A 17,086-nucleotide genomic window follows, 5' to 3' on the forward strand; every position below is an offset into this window, starting at 1 on the left:
GTGACGCCTTCTCCCCGAATTCCGTTCACAGCGTTGCCGTTTCCAATGCGCTGGCCGTTGATGTACCTGCCTTAGGGTAACTTTCAGAAACACGTCTGCCGGGTGGTGCGACCAAGCATCACACCACCCGCTCCGGCATCGATCTGTCGAGCGGCGACATCGCACGACGTCGGCGTGGTACTGGTGCCCAATGTCGGCCGCCGGTTGGGCGTGGGTGGACGGCGCTGCAGGTACTTCCGGGGATGATGATGGCGGCCGCACCGCTCGATTGTAGCGGGGCGAGCGCGTGGAGAGACGATTTGCGAGATACCGCGAACAACCTTACACTCGCCGTTGACGTCGGAGACCTCTACGAACATAAACGCGACAACGTTTTCAGCTTGCCGCGCCTACGAGCCGGAGTCCCTCGCCATCCTAGGCCAGCGAGCCTTCGCCCGACTCATCAACTTGGAAGGCCCCGATCTCCCTCCGAGGAACCCGAACGATATTGCGGTCATAGCCACCCCAGAGGAGCCATGGGCAACCTCTGGAGGTACCTGCCGCATCGACCATCGGTTGGAATAAAAGAACTTCTCGGTTCCAAGAAACAGTGGCGACATAGATATCCCTGGAACCGTGATCAGTCCCTCCGCCAATAATTTTGAGAGCACGGCACCGCTACCATACGCGCCGACTACGAAAGTGCCGTTGATCTCCTCTTTAATCGCGTGGAAGTAGGCGAGGATAGGGCCATCGATCTGCGTAGCCGGATAGTCCAAATCGACGGCGAAAAAAATCGTACTGCCTCTATCTTTCGGCTGGCCGACGCGCTTTGCGAACCCCATAGCACTCCTTGCATTTGCAGTACCGATCGAGCTCGAGAAATTGGAAATATGGCGGCTGCTGTCCTGGAAAATCGGTAGAATTCCGAAACCGTGCCCAGATAGTAGTTTGGCCTCCACTGGTGTGATGGTTTTTGGCCTCGCGGAACTCGCGTAATACCGAATGACCGTGGTCACCCCCGATCTTCGCAAGAAAGTGAGAAATTTCCGGCCTGGCGCATTGTTGAGACGGACGCTGACATCCGCTGCGGACCATCCGTCCGCCTTCGCGAAGTCTTCATGATAGGGCATGGGCTTTCCCGCTACAAAGCGCACCACCGACTTCGCTCCGCTGACGAAAGCTGCGGTATTCACATACTCAACGAGCGTGCTGCTCCTTCTGGCTGAATGTAACGTCTGGCATACGGATCAGGGCAAGACGCGCAGGTAGTAAGGTGAGTCGCTCGGCGGGCCGAAGCGGCCGAAAACCTGCGCGATAGTGGACAGCGTATCCTTGTTTGACAGATTCAGGCACGCCTTCAGCAATGTTGAGGTGACGGCGAAACTGCCAGGGCTTCCACCATCGAAAACGGCAAGGCAGGTTAAAGATAAATAGATTTTCGCGGAGTCGGATTGATCCAGGATGAAGCAATTGAATGCAGTCGGTTCGCCGTATCTGCTCAGATAGACACTGATGGGCTTCGCCAGATCGACGCCTGCTTTGTCGCCGTCGACAGCATCGGCGCAAATTGACGCGAGGGTACTTGGCAAATCCGCAACGGCCATCGTGCGGTTCAGGGTCGTCGAAGCCGTGGCGGCCTCCACCTGGTTCGGCACCATTTGCATGGCATTCTGCCACATACTAGGATCCAAGTTCAGAATTGAGCCTTCGGACAGTTTCCGGATCAAGCCTGAGCAAATCCTCTCCGCTTCGAGGGGGCCGCTGCTCTGGACGCCGATTACCAGGAAGAGGCCCGCAGTTGTTTCTGCGATCGAGTTCATAGTTGGTTTCTTATAGAAGCAGGGCCGGAGTTCGTCGGCACAGCTGTCAGCCGGACCTGATCTATGACGCCGGCGAGGTTTCTTCGAATTCACACCGTCGGTTGGTGCGCTGCTGCTTTCGAGACCAATCATGAGGATCAGACCTGGGGCGTGATGTCTTGTTGTGGGGTCGAGCCGCCGTTAAAGAAGTTCTTGGCATTCACAAACTGCTCGGTGGCGTTCTTATTCACGATCTCCTGGAAGTTTTTGTAATCGGGGCCGCCGTTGCGGATCCGGCGGGTCTGAACGATATTGGTAACCTCGCTATAACGTAGGTCGACGTTGACATATCGTGTCGATGAGCACGAAGATTTTAGATCAAGGAAGTACTCATTGAACGTGACTTCTCGAAGAACAATTGCTCCGTAGTCGTAGTATCCGCCTGCCCCGTTATCGAGAAGGTAGCTTTGGTAGGTGCATGTCAGAGCCTTGTACTGCTGCGATTTGCTGTTGGCGCTGAAGGCCAGGTTGCCCATCTCAGTGAGGAAGGACTCGAAATCCGTTAGCAGAGACGCCCCGTCAGTGACGATCGCCTTCGCGATCAAGGAGAGGAACGTGGCTGAAACGGAGGTGCCAGCAAACTTGTTTGAGTAACCTTTCTGTTTTTGCGCTCCCATCGAAAGGTCGGGAATGTTGCCCACAACGTTCGTCCATGTGTTGATGTCAAGTTTTTCCGCATCAACCTTAGGATAATGGGTATGCATGTAGTCGTGAATGAGCCCTCCTATAGCCAGAAGGTTGTCCTGATTTTCTTTCATGATGCCGCTGTACGCCGGGTCATCGGGTTTCTGACCAATGAGGTGAAACTGTACTGTTCCTTGATCGTTGGCGATCGTGTCGTCACCGGGGCGCGCAGCACCTGGCTGGGCCAAAAGAAGGGACTTGGCGCCGAAAAACGTGCTCGCCGCCTCATAGTTCTTGTCCGAATAGCTCTGTTCATGCCCTTGAAAATGCGCTGCGACCGCGTTCAACATGCTTATCTTCCTTTTCTGAGCGTTGCTGTAAAAGCCGCAAAGTGCCTGGAGCGGGTAAGCGCTTGAGTATCAGGTAATCTTTGCGTGTCTTCACTGGCTGTATACCAGTTTGTTTCGATCCCCACCTTTGCGTCAGGCAGACCTTTCTCTGCGCGCCGCCATTTTGCGATAGCGCAGCGGCGAGAGCCCATGGATCGCCTTGAACGCCGTGGAGAAATTGTTGCTGTTTTCGTAGCCTAAGGATTCAGCGACCTCGGCCACGCTTTCATGCCCGCTTCGCAAGCGGGCGGCAGCCTCCATCATCCGATAGTGCCGTAGCCAGGTCATAGGCCCGCAGCCAAAGGCAGCCTCGAAGCGGTTGACGAGCGTTGTCTTGTTAGTCCCGGCTATGCGCGCCAGTTCGCTGAGGGCGATCTGCTGATCGACTCGCTGTGCCAGCAGATCGCACGCCTTCTGAACGAGGGGGTCGGCTGAGAAGAATAGCGGTGCAGAACGCCGCGCGATCTGGGCGACGCAGGCGATCAGTCTGCTTACAACTTCCTGCTCGATCAGTGGCCACAACAGGTAATCGGAATACCCGTCGGAGAAAACCGCCTCTCGGTCCAGCCTGTCTTCGGAAACCAGGGCTAGTTGCACCAGCCCGGAAGAGAGCTTCGCATGACCGTACCCATGTTGCTCCGGTTCGCGGCAATCGATGATGACGATTTGCGCGCAGTGCCCCAACCGCAACAAACGGTGCTCAAGGATATCGATCTGCCGCGCTTCGTTGGGCAGATTGCCGAAGATCCGAGAACTCGCAATTTGTGCCAAACACTTACCTGCCAAAGGGTCCGGGCCAAGATACGCGGCCAGAATCGATGCATGCACCACACCCTGCCTGCGAAGGCCTTGACGCGGCCGAACGGCGGTCGAAGAAGGAGGGTCTTGGGTTGTGTAGTTGGCTGTAAGTGTGAATACCTTCTTCACAGCAGATGCTCGCTCGAAGTCAGCGCGCGTCGGTTTCACTCAGTTGGGACAGCGGAACCAGCATCACGTCCGATGGACGAGGGGGGTAATCAACTGGCTCGGTCCTGAAGATAGTGCCAGACCTCGATCGCATCACGCTTCTTCCCTTGGCGAAGCATCAGCCGTTTGCCCTCTCATTGTCGATGGACGCGCCAACTCTGTTCCCGCCGCCGCTGCGGCGGCAATCTTGTGGCGCAGCCAGTGATGTTCTGGGTCGCGATGGCAACGCTCGTGCCAAATCAGCCCAACCTCGTAAGGCGATAGTTCCACCGGCGGATCGACAATCGCCAGGGGGAGCAAGGCGGCGATCCGTGTCGCGACGCGGTGTGGTACAATCAGCACCAGATCAGTCGCCGCGATGGCTACAGCGGCCGTCAGGAGGTTGGAAACCAGCACCGGATCGCGATCTCGGAGGTGTAAATTTGCCAGATCGTCATGCACCCGTCCGAAGCCGCCCTTAGAATCCGAGTCAACGGCAGCGTGGCGCAGGGCAGCGAAGGCCTCGATCGTCCATTCCTGCGCCAGGGCTGGGTGGTCGCAACGTAGCAGGCAGGCGAAGCGATCAGTATAGAGCCTGCGCCGAAAGAAGCCCGGTGGCGTTTCACCGGTCTGCCCAACGGCCAGATCGATCTCACCTTGTTCAAGCCGCCGGAGCGCGCCAGTTAGAAACGAGCCGGTGACGATGTCGAGATTAGGCGCGTGCTCGCGCAGCAGGGGTAGGAGAGGCGGCAGCAAGATCAGGGCTTGGTGGTCGGGTATCGCCATTATTGTCTTTGATCGCCATTCCCCCTGGCGGTTCACGATCCCGCGGAGCGCATCCAACACCGGCGGCAGCATTCGGGCCAACCGTTCGGCCTGCGGCGTCGGGACCAACCCGCTCGAGCCGCGAACCAAGAGGTCGTCATTGAAAATGCCACGCAGCCTTGTCAACGCTCGGCTCATCGACGGTTGGCTCAAGCGCACGTGCCGAGCCGCATGCGTGACGTTGCGGTGCTCCAGCAGCGCCTCAAGAGACACCAGTAAATTCAGGTCAATGGATGCCAACATTTGCTGTTGCCGTGGGGCGCGAGCGCCCTCGACAATCGGTCGTGGCCGCTCACGCGTGTTTGAAGAAAGCTGCCGACTGCAAGAGAGCTCACCCATGTCTTTTTCCTCTTGTTTTAATGTGGAATGTGCTCAGGCCACGTCTTGAGATCTGGCGTGCGGTGTAGGTCGATGCTGCTTAGCCCATCAGCAATGTCGCCAACCTGGTGGTCGACATATTCAATACACGGGGTCTCGTCAGCGAAGCGATGACAGTCGAATACTCGACGCCGACGGAGCCGGGGACGAGAGCCCTCTTGCGCGGATCGGCCAAACTAGTTTGATGTGTGACCGCAGCCGCGAGTTCTTCGCTCCCGTGCCAGCATAATCGGCTACAACCCAACTGGGTGGTTGGCCTGCGGTCATCGCCATCCACCACAGCACATTAACCACGCCTCGGCGAGGCCGGAATGCTGCCCTGATCCAATTGGTCGCGATCAGCCTCATGCTGGCAAGTCCGCCGCCTCGAGCTTGGCGAGAAAGCCGTCGCACCATCGATAGACATCATGCCCGATGAGACTGTGCTTCATTGCCTTCCAACGGTCTTTCCGTTCGTCTGGCGACATGCGAAATGCCTGTTCCGTGGAGGCCGCCACAGCCTCTGGGTCATAGGGATTGACAAGCACCGCTCCCTCCAATTCGCCAGCGGCGCCGGCAAATTGCGATAGCACGAGGACGCCTGGATTGCTTGGGTCTTGCGCAGCCACGTATTCCTTCGCCACCAGATTCATGCCGTCGCGGAGCGGCGTCACCAGGCCAACGCGTGCCAGTCGATAGAGGCCGGCCAGTTGCAGCGGGCCATGGGAACGATTGGTGTAGTGTACTGGTACCCAATCGATGGTTCCAAGTTCCCCATTGACACTTCCCACCAGTTCGGCGATGCGCTTTTGCAGCGCCAGATAGGCCGGTATTTCCCCGCGGGATTTCGGGGTAATCTGCAGCAGTAGCGTCTTGCGGACGCGATGGCTGTTACGATCAAGGAAATGGCGAAACGCCACGATGCGCTGATCGATGCCCTTGGAATAATCCAATCGGTCGACACCAATGGCGACGTCACAGCCAGCAGTCCTCTTGTAAACTTCCTGCAGATCCCCGTCGCGCGTCGCTAGCTCTGCGAGGCTCTCGAACTTGGCCGTGTCGATACCGATTGGAAAAACCCCGCAGCGAAACTCCCGCCCTTTGACCAGGCAGCTACGGTCTTTCATGAGACGCCCTAAGTTTCGGCGGCGTAGACATTCGGCGAAGTTGTCAAGATCGTCGTCGGTTTGAAAGCCGACAAGGTCATAGAACGAAAGCGCTTCCAGTAATTCTTCGCAGAGCGGCACGGTGGCGAGGATGTCCGCCGGCGGCCATGGTATGTGCAGAAAAAAGCCGATCCGGTTGCGGCAGCCGCGTTCGCGCAGTTCTTTCCCTAGAGGGATCAGGTGATAATCCTGCACCCATATGACGTCGTCCTCGCGGTGGAGCGGCATCAAAGACTCTGCGAAGAGTCGGTTGACGCGGTAGTATCCTGACTTTCTAGCGTCGTTGTATTCGGCGAGGTCGACACGGCAGTGGAAGACCGGCCAAAGAACCCTGTTGGCGAAGCCGTAGTAATATTCGTCCAGATCCTTCTGCGAGAGATCCGCAAGGGCATAGGTGATGCCGTTGGCCTCCTGCATGGTCGGTGACACCTGGTTCTTCTCGGTTTTCACCTTCCCCGACCAGCCCATCCAAAGCCCGCCTCGTTGCTGGAGCGCGGCGTTCAGCGCAATGGCCATCCCGCCCGGGGGCAGTGACCCGTGCTCGTCGGGCAACGCAACCCTGTTGGAGACAATGACCAGTCTGCCGTCTCCACCGTCCCCAACACTCATAATGTTTTTCATGGTCACTCCTGTTGCCTGTCAGCTTTTGGCTTCGATCTCTGCCAAGTTAGTGACGGTCATCAGGTGGGACAATCTCATTAGGCGTATGGTAGAATAGCGCACACAAATAGGCACTAAGCGGGACAGGAACTGAGCTCGCAAAGCTTCGGTTTTTGGATCATGTTTCTCCTAAGTTTTTAACCGAGAGCGTGGACCCGATTCCCTACGACCACTAGTTTGGCAGACCGGCGCCCCCGGCTCGCGATGAGCGCATCAACCTCCCAATTTTCCCCGCCCGCGCTCTTGTAACCGTCGGCGTGGGTTGGGTGTCGGTCAAAGCCGAAATTCAACGCCGCGACCCCGACCATTTGGCCAGACACGCTTTCATTGGCTGCGATCGGCGGCGGATGCGCCTGGTGCCTCAAACCTGGCCGGCTGACCGAACGGATTGCCTTCCTGCGCAAGCTGGAAATCGACCTTCATCTGGCGGGCATCGATCAACACTGGTGCGGTTGTGCCCTCGACGATTTGAAGAAGCTCTCGGCATCACCGGAAGGAAAGCCAACTGGGCAAACTCTTCGGGAACTCGGCCGCGTCGAGCGGTCGCTCTCCATGATCGAATGCTATTCGAGTCCCGCATTGCGCCGGCGATCTCAGGCCCGGTCGTCCTTGATGGCGCTCAGAGCAACGGCTATGTGAAACGCGGTCGCAAACCCGGCAGGCCGCCGGTTCCACCCGGCCTGAGCAAGCACCCACTCAGGCGTCCCTACCGGAAGTCGGGCGCGCCGTTCGCGGACGTCGATCTGCGGCTGACGGAGAGTGACAAGAATCCTATCGCTGACGTCGTCACGATGCTTAGCGATCCCGCTGCAGCCGGCCCCGGCCAACGAAGCTAGTTCATAGCGGCGGCTCTCTAAGCCGAGGGGTGCCTGACTGAACGGTACCTGGTCGGGCTGGCAATCCCGACCAGGTGACGCCCGATCGGGCTCTCTCGTTGTGGCCGTCCCCACGGCCATGCAACATTTCAACTTTGCTGGCGCCCGACACATCGGCCGAGCGCTAGCCGCCCTGCGTCGAACTGCGCCTGGTCAATCAAGAACAGCGCGGAAGCGGTTACAGGGGGGCATGTCGCGATGCGTTCGTTCGCAGATAGTGCAGTGTTCTGCAAGTCAGCAGCTCCTATGTCGAGATGGCAGCGCCTCGCGGTAGCGCGGGTTCTGCGGGCCGCATCGACCGCCGCGCCTCGCCAGATCGAGCGGCTTAGAGCCTCCAACATTGGGTTCGCAGTGCCGCAGTCCTAGCCAGCGAAGGTCGTGTTCGTCATCCCCGCGGTTCGCGTGCATCCGCCGCTGGCCCATCTAATGCGCCTCGCCCCCGCGGACAGCAAACAGCGAAGCCGCCATGGCCGCGAAATCTCGCAATGTCAGCTTGATTCCAGGTCCCACCCTCCACTTTTGCGAGGTGATCCGTGCAGGTGCCGGTGGATCATTTCTCACCGAGTTTCAGCCTTTGCTAGGGCCTCCTGCCCTCCCTGCCGCGCGTCACTCTACCCTGCTCGCATCGCTTCACCTCACGCGGGAAACAATGTCGTTACGGGCATCCTGTGCGGCAAATGGCACAGCGATAAGACAGAACGCAGAACGCCATAATGGCGTCCGCCAAGCAATGGGCCTCGAGGATGCGGAGGCTTCGGTCAGCCATGAGTTCGATTCCTGCAAGCGGGCCGGCTCTTTAACCAGCCTTCCCTGGCGCTCACGCGCCGGCACTTTCGCCACGGTTACCTCCGGTGTGGAGAAGTTGCATGTCGCAATCCGCTGTCGGTCAGGGACTGGCACGGCGCGTTCCGGGCCTGACACCGTCAAGCTCGGAGGGCATTCCTAGTCAAGTGGTTGCAGCTCCAGTCGGCTTTATGAAGTCGGTGACCGGCCTAAGAAGCTTCCTGATCCCCGCACTGCGACATTATTCCTGACCCGCTCAATTGGATCAGGCTACCCTAACAAAAAGACTCGGCACAATCTGGGTGCCGGGTCTTTAAGGTCACATGTGATTGGGTAGGTGATGTGACGCTTCTTGGCTACGCCCCGCATGATTAACGAGCCGTTAACTGCGCGGCATTCCTCAGCTTCTATTCGGCGAGAAGAGCGACCACATAGGTCTCTTGGCGCCGGGACTAACCCATATGTCCCGGACAATGTGCCGGCGTTATTGCGTTCATGGGTCACTGGATGACGATTTCGCCGTTTAGGGTGTCAGTCAAGAGGGCGCGCTGCATTTGCGTTCGCAAGCTGTCCCATCAGCGAGATGTAATGGCGGAATTTCCTATCTAGGAATCAATGCCCGACCGCACAAACGGGAGTCTGCTTCCGATTTGCTGCCGCCTTCGCCGCGATCTTCGCCATCCGGCTGATTGCCGCCGCAAGCCTGCGCGTGCCATGGCTCGACAGGTCAGAAACTCGGGACGGCTTATGGATGACGCTGGGGACACATTGGCAAGGCTTGTGGTAACCCTATTGCAGAGTCAACCGGGCCAGGGTGACGCAATCAGGGGCTCTCGCATACAACCGGTGTTTGGTTACTCCCGGATCATCTTCGATTTAAATCAAATACGTCTAAGGATATTGACGATTGCGCGACCCTCACCTCGTAGACGGCTAACGCGGGCGGCAACTGAGAGGGTAAAATGACAAGCGATTTTTCCGCCGCGCGAGTGCATCTAGATCGAGCGTATCATTATCTGCGAGGTGATGACCCGATGAGCCGGAGGGGGCGCGAAGCCTTGGATTTGCTAATTGAGGCAGTTGCCGGCGAGGAGTTCAAGCAGCCGAGCCAAAACGCGGACGTGCTAATGTTTCCGATTGGGCGTCGCTTCTGAGGCGATCTCCAAGGTGGCAATCATGAACGCCCGTCAAGGCATGAGCCGAGTCGGCAATCGAATGGGAGTCCGAGGCCTATCGCTCACAAACTTCGGAATTTCGCTGCGCCTATTGTCATCGGCGGCAGCTATTCCGGAATGGCCGCCGCCCGGAAGTTCCGCCGCGTCCGCGCCAGGTTCCTAGTGATCGACGCCGGGTTGCGGCCGAACGCTTTTTGCCAGCCATTCGCCTGCCTTCCTGTCCCAGGACGGCGTCGATCCGGCCGAGATCAGGAACGGTCGCCTGATTAGCTTTCGCGCTACGCGACGCCCTTGTACGACGGAACGGCCGAACGGGTGAAGAGCCGCGACGGTTTCGGCTCCTACTACCCGACGGCCTCCGCGGAGAGCCGTCGAGTTGTCGCTGCCGGCGTTTCAGATGCGCTGCCAAGGGTCAATGGGCTGGCTGAGATATGGGGAAACAGCATTCCACCGACCCTGATGTATGACTGTGAACTCTATCGGGACGGCTCGGCGTGGGTTGCTGCCGATCCTGCTCGGTCCACCAGGCACTTCGTCTGTCCGAATGAGACCGCTGCTTTGCGCTGCGGGGCGAATGCCCATTTTTCCATAATCATTGCATATATCAGTGCTAGGAAGGTCCGAATTGGAAACGAAAACAATGGGGCGAGGCTTATGATGTTGAGCCGTAGCCAAGGCAAATCGCCTGCACAGCTTTTCCGCTATCTGTCGGCCAAGTGGCCGGCGGCCTTCAATCCGAAAGCGCCCAGACCGCTCAAGATCGGCATCCATCATGACATTCGCGTGCTTGACGGCGAACTGTCCGATGATGAATTAAGGAGAGCCCTGCTGGCGTATACCAAGATGGCCAAATACTTGGCGAGACTGGATGCCGGCGCCGCACGGGTCAATCTCGATGGCAAGCCGGCCGGCGTGGTCTCGGATGCGGACGCGGTGACCGCCAAGGCTTTGCTTTGCTCCCGCAAGGACAAACAAAAGTGCAAGCAAACGCCGGAGCCAAGGGTAGAGCCTCAAGCGCCGCCCAAACCAAAACCGAAGCGAACCGCCGTGTTCAAGGCGAAGAATACGGCCGACAGCCCGACCGGCATAATCGTTGAGACCAAGCGTCGCCGGTCATTCCGAAAGCCGATGACTTGATCGCCCGTGAGCGATAGCTCGCGCCGACCGGGACAGCCCTCAGGGTCGGAGCACATGGCGCCCGCGCCAATCCGAATCGCCGCGATCGCAATGGAGCTGCCGCATTCGCGCGCGAAAAACGGACTGGTCGGTCATCCCTTCTTCGGGATGAACGAAGGCCGGAGGCTATTCCGATGGTCGTTCTGGCCACCGCTGCGACCTCTATCGTTCGGGATGGCAGTTAGGTCGATGCCGGCCCAGATTGACTGTGGCCGCTTCACGAGCCCACGCTTCTGTTTGATCTCGACGGCAAGGGGCCGCTGCTGCCTCATGCTCTCGGCGACTTGGGGAGGTGCGAACATTATCTAGGCCGATTGCACGTTTTCGCCACCGCTCCCTCATACTCATGGAAGGGTTCGAATCGTTGATTGTCTTCGAAGCCCCGACGCCAGCGGCTCTCCGCCGTATCCGTGCCCGCGCTCGCTTCTAGTCCAGCTTTCACGACCAGCGCTACTACGGCCATACGGTCGGTGTACGCGCCGAACATTTCCGGCCGGATACGACTTCAAGGAAAAGGGCGGCATCGCTGCCGCCCTCGAGATTGTTGAGGTGCGTGGACCTTAGAAATCCATGCCGCCCATACCACCCATGCCGCCGCCAGCCATGCCGGCAGGCATGCCGCCGCCAGCCGCCTCCTTCTTCGGAGCCTCCGCGATCATGGCTTCGGTGGTGACGAGCAGGCCGGCGACCGAGGCCGCGTCCTGGAGAGCCGTACGGACGACCTTGACCGGATCGACGATACCCATGGCGATCATGTCGCCATATTCGCCGGTCTGGGCGTTGTAGCCGAAGGTCGCGCCCTTGTTCTCAAGGATCTTGCCGGCAACGATCGAAGCTTCCGCACCGGCGTTGGCCGCGATCTGGCGGGCCGGAGCCTGCAGCGCACGACGCACGATGCTGATGCCAGCGGTCTGGTCGGAGTTTGCGCCGACAGCGTTGATGCTCAGCGAAGCGCGCAGCAGGGCAACGCCGCCGCCGGGAACGATGCCTTCTTCCACGGCCGCGCGTGTCGCGTTCAGCGCATCGTCAACGCGGTCCTTCTTTTCCTTGACTTCGACTTCCGTCGCACCGCCGACGCGGATCACCGCAACGCCGCCCGCCAGCTTCGCGAGACGTTCCTGCAGCTTCTCCTTGTCGTAGTCCGAAGTGGTCTCTTCGATCTGCTGCTTGATCTGGGCAACGCGGCCCTGGATCTCGGCCTTCTTGCCGGCGCCGTCGACGATGGTGGTGTTCTCCTTGGAGATCGACACCTTCTTGGCGCGGCCGAGCATGTTGAGGCCGACATTCTCGAGCTTGATGCCGAGGTCTTCCGAGATGACCTGGCCACCGGTCAGGATGGCGATGTCTTCCAGCATGGCCTTGCGGCGATCACCGAAGCCCGGAGCCTTGACGGCGGCGATCTTCAGGCCACCACGCAGCTTGTTGACGACCAGCGTGGCCAGGGCCTCGCCTTCGACGTCTTCCGAGATGATGAGCAGCGGCTTGGAGGTCTGCACGACGGCTTCCAGAACCGGCAGCATGGCCTGGAGGTTGGAGAGCTTCTTCTCGTGGAGCAGGATGTAGACGTCCTCGAGCTCGGCAACCATCTTGTCGGCGTTGGTGACGAAGTAGGGCGAGAGGTAGCCGCGGTCGAACTGCATGCCTTCGACGACTTCCAGCTCGGTTTCGGCGGTCTTGGCTTCCTCAACGGTGATGACGCCTTCGTTGCCGACCTTCTGCATCGCTTCCGCGATCATCTTGCCGACCGACTCGTCGCCATTGCCGGCGATGGTGCCGACCTGGGCAACCTCTTCCGAGGTCTTGATCTTCGTGGCGTTCTTGATCAGCGTCGAGACGACGTCCCTAACCGCGAGGTCGATGCCGCGCTTGAGGTCCATCGGGTTCATGCCAGCGGCAACCGCCTTGTGGCCTTCCTGGACGATCGACTGTGCCAGAACGGTCGCGGTCGTGGTGCCGTCGCCGGCGATGTCGTTGGTCTTCGACGCGACTTCGCGGATCATTTGCGCGCCCATGTTCTCGAACTTGTCGGAAAGTTCGATTTCCTTGGCGACGGTGACGCCGTCCTTGGTGATGCGCGGGGCGCCGAACGACTTGTCGATGACGACGTTGCGGCCCTTGGGGCCGAGCGTTACCTTCACCGCGTCGGCGAGGATGTTGACGCCGCGCAGCATGCGCTCGCGGGCATCACGGGAGAATTTTACGTCTTTGGCAGCCATTTTTAGCTCCTGGGCATTTCGCCCGAAATTCAGATTGGATGGTACGGATGAAAGGCAGCGGCGTGTTAGCCGATGATGCCCATGATGTCGGCTTCCTTCATGATCAGAAGGTCTTCGCCATTGAGCTTGACTTCGGTGCCCGACCACTTGCCGAACAGGACGCGGTCGCCGGCCTTGACGTCCAGCGGGACGAGCTTGCCAGCTTCGTCGCGGGCGCCCGAGCCGACAGCGATGATCTCGCCTTCCTGCGGCTTTTCCTTTGCCGTGTCGGGGATGATGATCCCGCCGGCGGTCTTGGATTCGGATTCGACCCGGCGAACGACCACGCGGTCATGAAGCGGGCGGAACTTCGACTTTGCCATTTTGGATATCCCTGGTGCGGAGGTTGAAAGGTTCTCCGTTGCCGGAGGGTGGTTAGCACTCGCTATTGGGGAGTGCTAAGATGTCGGTGAGATAGGCTGTAGGTTCGTACTTAGTCAAGACGGGCGGGGGGACGGACCGAAGGGCAAAAGATGTGGAATCGGCGCGGAAGCCTGCCCCCATTTACGGCGCAATCCCACTGCCTACGCGCGTTTCGGCCGTAAGCTTTGGGCCGACTTTTGTGTCTTATTTGGAATGTGAAATTATGTGAAATTAACGGCCGAGCAGTCGGCCGGAATCGACGGCCAGCCGAACAGTCTTGAGCTTTTTGCAATTCATCCCTAACCTCGGGTTGCATCGCCAAAAGGAGCGCTCGTCGCTTCGGCAGGCACTTGCAGACCATGATCTGGAACGTCGTGTCGAGGCGATATTCCCTCGGGTTCGGGTAGCCTATCGAAGTGAGATCTTCGACCAGTTGCTTACGGAGCTCGATATCGTGATGAAATACCCAGACGTTAAATCAGGTCTTAAAGATGAAGTCCCTTGGTCGGACAGCCTGACCGACGACAAGGAGCACTTCAAGACCTACTTGAGGTTCCTGGACGCCTCCGCCGACGATGCCAGTTATGAGGAGATGGCGCAGGTCATCCTCGGCATCGATCCGGCGGAAGAGCCGGTGCGCGCGCGGAAAGCCGCGAGAAGCCATCTCGATCGGGCGAACTGGATGATGACGACCGGTTACAAGCAGTTGTTCGCGTAAATAAGGATGAACGGGCGGCGACACACGCTGCTTGTTCAGACGTGATCATGGCCGTCCGCCACAAGAATGGCATGACATCCGGGCCTGCGGGATACGTCTATTTATTGTCAAACTCCGCTGCTCGTACAGGCAGAATGTTCGCTGCGCCGATGCGTCTGGCGTGGCCATGCAGGTCAGCGGCGGCCGCTCGTCATACCTGGCCGGCGCAGCTAAGGCGGAGAAGATGAAGCCGTGTTCTGAGGCTGTGCTCGGCTTCTTCTGTCATGAAATTCTCCGGTTGGCTTGAAGGCAGCAGGCGAAACCTCGTGGCATAGTAATGGTTGTGGCTGAAGGCAATAAATGTCTCGGCAGCATAAGTATCGTCATAAACTATTACGAATACGCGTTCGCCCCGGAAATCGTTTCGGCTGCTAGGCGCCGGAACCGATATATGCAGCCATGCCGTCTTGAGCTTTTGTAATTCCGAAAGCAACGTGAAATGAGGTTTTGGGCAAACGCCCGGGCTCGCAAGCTTCAGTGCACCAAGATGATCAGGCCTCGTGGTCTACTGGCATGTCGTTGAGATGTCATCCTTGCTGACTTATATGCCGTTGTGCGTCGGGCGTTCTCCTCCCATTGCGTCCGGCGCGTTCCCCTCTGGAGGTTTTTGCCCTCTTGCTTGGCCGGGTGCTGCAAGCCCGGCCCTTTTGTTGCGCGCCAGAGGCGATGAAGCTCATCAGCGGCTACGAACACGGCGTGACCCGCCCAACTTGCGAACCGGAAGGGATCGCCTGCACGTCCGCACTGCAACCCGCTCTGTGGTCCAGGGCGGATACATCATTTGCCGGGAATATCCGCTCAGACGAGCGAATTGGATGATAATACCAGCGTACCTGAAATACCGGCCGCGAACGGTGCCTCATATGATGGGCCCACCGTCTTGCCGACCAGGCAAAGTCGGCATCTCACTATCGGCCGTCCGCCAGATCCAGGAATCGAACTCCGGTCGCGACGCGATCAGTTCGCTCAGCGTTTCCTCATATGTGCCATCGGAAGAAGGGGGGACGATCTAGAGGCCAACCGGCCGCGGCTGTGTCTGCAATATCGCCGTCGCGGTTGGCCTGTCCAATGGTAGATTGCAGCGCAGTCCTTTCATGCTTCGCTCCCCGGTCCTTGCAAGGGCGTCGACCAGCTTCTTTTCATAGGCGGACTCGTAAGGCACCCAATTCTCCGCCACGACCATGATGGCCATTTCCTCGATCACCGCCAGCCCCGCCGGGGTCAACCCGAAGGTGGCAATCGCGACTAGATGCGATGCCTCATCCGCGCTCCAGAGTGCCATCTTGGTTTCAAAGCGGGTTTGAAGCCGACGTTGAAGACTCTCATCCAACAGGAACACGAACCCCGGCATGTGCTTGACGATCAACTTGTGACCGCCCCGAGCCGGGCTGAACTCCTTGACCTCGCCGACCAGGATCATCAGCTTTCTGGGGCCGCTCTTCGGGGGCAGCGCAGGTGCAAGCGCCTGCCCGCGCCTTTTCTCGATCGCGATTTTATCGGCGGACCGGAACGGCTCGGGCACGAACAGGATTTCGCTCGGCGCTCCGCCCTTGACCGTCATCTGGCCAGCGGCCTCGACGAGGTGCCAACGGATATTCCACCAATGCCGTTTGCCAGCCCATCGTGACGTCCAGACCGTCAGCTCCGCTTCGTGCCAGAGGTAATGGAGCAGGCCTCGCAGCGAGAGTTTCCTGGTGTCTCCGACCACGCTGTTCGAGCCTACGGCGCCAGCTGCCGGCACAGATCGCGTGCCGACCTTCGACAGCCGAAAGTCCAGCATCAGCGCGGCCATGCCGCTCTCGGAATCGACCTGGATAGCGGTGCCCATCAGCACGCCGAGGCCGGACAGTTCGTCGGGCGGCTCGTAAGAGGAACAGGACGGATCATGGCTGCCACCCGACGGCGGCATCCGCTTGACCATGTATTGGTCGCCAACCTGCGCAATATACATCGCCGGGCAGGGCTCTTTGCACAAGCAAAGCGGTCGCAGCTTTCTGCGGTATGCATCCGCTAGCGCAGCCTGTAGATCAGGCGGCAATGCGAGGTTTCAGACTTGCTGACTAGGTGATCGAGGAGGCGGCCCTCCGTTGCTCCGGACGCCGCCGCATCCCCACGCCCATTGAGTCATGCTTTTGCCATCGAAAACGGGCTGTTTGCCACGGCATACACGCGCATCACCGCCGAGATCATCGCTGCAATCGAAGAAGGTGCAGGTGATTGGGGCGCGTCGTGGTTCCAAAACGGAAACCAGCGCCGCCGGCCCGACCAACGTCGCATCAGGCAGGCGCTGCCGCGGCATCAACACCGTGGCGCTGCGGGTCGCAGCCATCGTCAACGGTTACAGCGATGGCCTGTGGACACCTATCGACAACGGCAGGACGCCGGAGCGCAGGTGTCGGTTCCGGCATGTGAGGACGGGCGCCGCCCTTGCCTGGGAGAGATTACCGGCGCACACGGGACCGGCTCAGTCTGGCTTCCGCGCGGGCCGGCGCGATGCTGATGACAAGGAAGGCGACGCCCCTGCTTCAGGGCGTATCCTCGGATGGCGGGCGCCGGTGACGGCCTCGAAGATTGAAGCGCCCCCGCGCGCGCATTCGTTGTGTCGCGACAGCCACGCTCCAACCAGGAACGGCTACCGGGCGGCCCCCTTTGTGGGGACGCAGATAGATAGGACATCGCGGCCGTGAACCAGCGATCGGATTAGGGCAATGTGGGTCTCAGAATGCAACAAGGCCAAGTCCTTCACGGAGGCCGGCAACAGACTTGAGGCAGAATTCCTAGGCTTGCGTCGCGACATCCCGGATAGGGAGCATCGTGTCTTTCACTATCTTCGAATTCCGGAGCCCTTTGGTTTCCCCAACTGGGCTGTCCAAATTTGCCGTTGAAATTTACTTT

The 17,086-nt window shown here is 59.2% G+C and carries 11 protein-coding genes and 2 pseudogenes; 4 read left to right on the plus strand and 9 right to left on the minus strand.

The window, feature by feature from the left end:
- Nucleotides 1-389: 389 nt before the first annotated feature.
- From AC1RZR_RS32800 to AC1RZR_RS32825, 6 genes are all read right to left on the minus strand, one after another.
- On the minus strand, nucleotides 390-1,112 hold the full coding sequence (locus AC1RZR_RS32800) for a glycoside hydrolase domain-containing protein (protein WP_481829382.1): 723 nt from the start codon (nucleotides 1,110-1,112) through the stop codon (nucleotides 390-392).
- A 117-nt stretch (nucleotides 1,113-1,229) separates the two neighbouring features.
- The gene (locus tag AC1RZR_RS32805) at nucleotides 1,230-1,802 is read right to left on the minus strand and encodes a glutamate acetyltransferase (RefSeq protein ID WP_481829383.1); all 573 of its coding nucleotides are present in this window, start codon (nucleotides 1,800-1,802) and stop codon (nucleotides 1,230-1,232) included.
- 137 nt (nucleotides 1,803-1,939) lie between these two features.
- The gene (locus AC1RZR_RS32810; RefSeq protein ID WP_481829384.1) at nucleotides 1,940-2,815 is read right to left on the minus strand and encodes a hypothetical protein; all 876 of its coding nucleotides are present in this window, start codon (nucleotides 2,813-2,815) and stop codon (nucleotides 1,940-1,942) included.
- Between the two features lie 132 nt (nucleotides 2,816-2,947).
- Complete coding sequence (locus tag AC1RZR_RS32815; RefSeq protein WP_199201597.1) at nucleotides 2,948-3,682, minus strand: helix-turn-helix domain-containing protein; 735 nt, start codon at nucleotides 3,680-3,682, stop codon at nucleotides 2,948-2,950.
- A 231-nt stretch (nucleotides 3,683-3,913) separates the two neighbouring features.
- A complete protein-coding gene (locus tag AC1RZR_RS32820; protein WP_436175297.1) occupies nucleotides 3,914-4,867 on the minus strand; it encodes a LysR family transcriptional regulator in 954 nt (317 codons plus the stop codon).
- 479 nt (nucleotides 4,868-5,346) lie between these two features.
- A complete protein-coding gene (locus AC1RZR_RS32825) occupies nucleotides 5,347-6,768 on the minus strand; it encodes an alpha,alpha-trehalose-phosphate synthase (UDP-forming) (protein WP_481829385.1) in 1,422 nt (473 codons plus the stop codon).
- 466 nt (nucleotides 6,769-7,234) lie between these two features.
- On the opposite strand from AC1RZR_RS32825, the pseudogene AC1RZR_RS32830 reads away from it, so the two are divergent.
- From AC1RZR_RS32830 to AC1RZR_RS32840, 3 genes and pseudogenes are all read left to right on the plus strand, one after another.
- Nucleotides 7,235-7,407 (plus strand): annotated as a pseudogene (locus tag AC1RZR_RS32830) (Tn3 family transposase); the annotation flags it as partial.
- 2,020 nt (nucleotides 7,408-9,427) lie between these two features.
- A complete protein-coding gene (locus tag AC1RZR_RS32835) occupies nucleotides 9,428-9,619 on the plus strand; it encodes a hypothetical protein (RefSeq protein ID WP_244748469.1) in 192 nt (63 codons plus the stop codon).
- A gap of 312 nt (nucleotides 9,620-9,931) precedes the next feature.
- The gene (locus AC1RZR_RS32840; RefSeq protein WP_481829386.1) at nucleotides 9,932-10,777 is read left to right on the plus strand and encodes a ProQ/FINO family protein; all 846 of its coding nucleotides are present in this window, start codon (nucleotides 9,932-9,934) and stop codon (nucleotides 10,775-10,777) included.
- Between the two features lie 599 nt (nucleotides 10,778-11,376).
- Here the strand turns inward: AC1RZR_RS32840 and groL are convergent.
- The gene (groL, locus tag AC1RZR_RS32845) at nucleotides 11,377-13,032 is read right to left on the minus strand and encodes a chaperonin GroEL (protein WP_481829387.1); all 1,656 of its coding nucleotides are present in this window, start codon (nucleotides 13,030-13,032) and stop codon (nucleotides 11,377-11,379) included.
- A gap of 65 nt (nucleotides 13,033-13,097) precedes the next feature.
- The gene (groES, locus tag AC1RZR_RS32850; RefSeq protein WP_481829255.1) at nucleotides 13,098-13,394 is read right to left on the minus strand and encodes a co-chaperone GroES; all 297 of its coding nucleotides are present in this window, start codon (nucleotides 13,392-13,394) and stop codon (nucleotides 13,098-13,100) included.
- Between the two features lie 497 nt (nucleotides 13,395-13,891).
- Between groES and AC1RZR_RS32855 the strand changes: the two genes are divergently transcribed.
- Complete coding sequence (locus AC1RZR_RS32855) at nucleotides 13,892-14,152, plus strand: DNA -binding domain-containing protein (protein WP_481829613.1); 261 nt, start codon at nucleotides 13,892-13,894, stop codon at nucleotides 14,150-14,152.
- Nucleotides 14,153-15,050: 898 nt separating this feature from the next.
- Here AC1RZR_RS32855 and AC1RZR_RS32860 read toward each other — a convergent pair.
- Nucleotides 15,051-16,229, minus strand: a pseudogene (locus tag AC1RZR_RS32860) (DUF1173 domain-containing protein).
- Between the last annotated feature and the right edge of the window lie 857 nt (nucleotides 16,230-17,086).

The sequence above is a fragment of the Mesorhizobium bavaricum genome (assembly GCF_056781655.1).

Excerpts from the sequence above, each read along its gene's own strand:
- AC1RZR_RS32800 (WP_481829382.1), bottom strand. The coding sequence starts at position 1,112 with ATGCCCTATCATGAAGACTTCGCGAAGGCGGACGGATGGTCCGCAGCG.
- AC1RZR_RS32805 (WP_481829383.1), bottom strand. The coding sequence starts at position 1,802 with ATGAACTCGATCGCAGAAACAACTGCGGGCCTCTTCCTGGTAATCGGC.
- AC1RZR_RS32810 (WP_481829384.1), bottom strand. The coding sequence starts at position 2,815 with ATGTTGAACGCGGTCGCAGCGCATTTTCAAGGGCATGAACAGAGCTAT.
- AC1RZR_RS32820 (WP_436175297.1), bottom strand. The coding sequence starts at position 4,867 with ATGTTGGCATCCATTGACCTGAATTTACTGGTGTCTCTTGAGGCGCTG.
- AC1RZR_RS32825 (WP_481829385.1), bottom strand. The coding sequence starts at position 6,768 with ATGAAAAACATTATGAGTGTTGGGGACGGTGGAGACGGCAGACTGGTC.
- AC1RZR_RS32835 (WP_244748469.1), top strand. The coding sequence starts at position 9,428 with ATGACAAGCGATTTTTCCGCCGCGCGAGTGCATCTAGATCGAGCGTAT.
- groL (WP_481829387.1), bottom strand. The coding sequence starts at position 13,032 with ATGGCTGCCAAAGACGTAAAATTCTCCCGTGATGCCCGCGAGCGCATG.
- groES (WP_481829255.1), bottom strand. The coding sequence starts at position 13,394 with ATGGCAAAGTCGAAGTTCCGCCCGCTTCATGACCGCGTGGTCGTTCGC.
- AC1RZR_RS32855 (WP_481829613.1), top strand. The coding sequence starts at position 13,892 with ATGAAATACCCAGACGTTAAATCAGGTCTTAAAGATGAAGTCCCTTGG.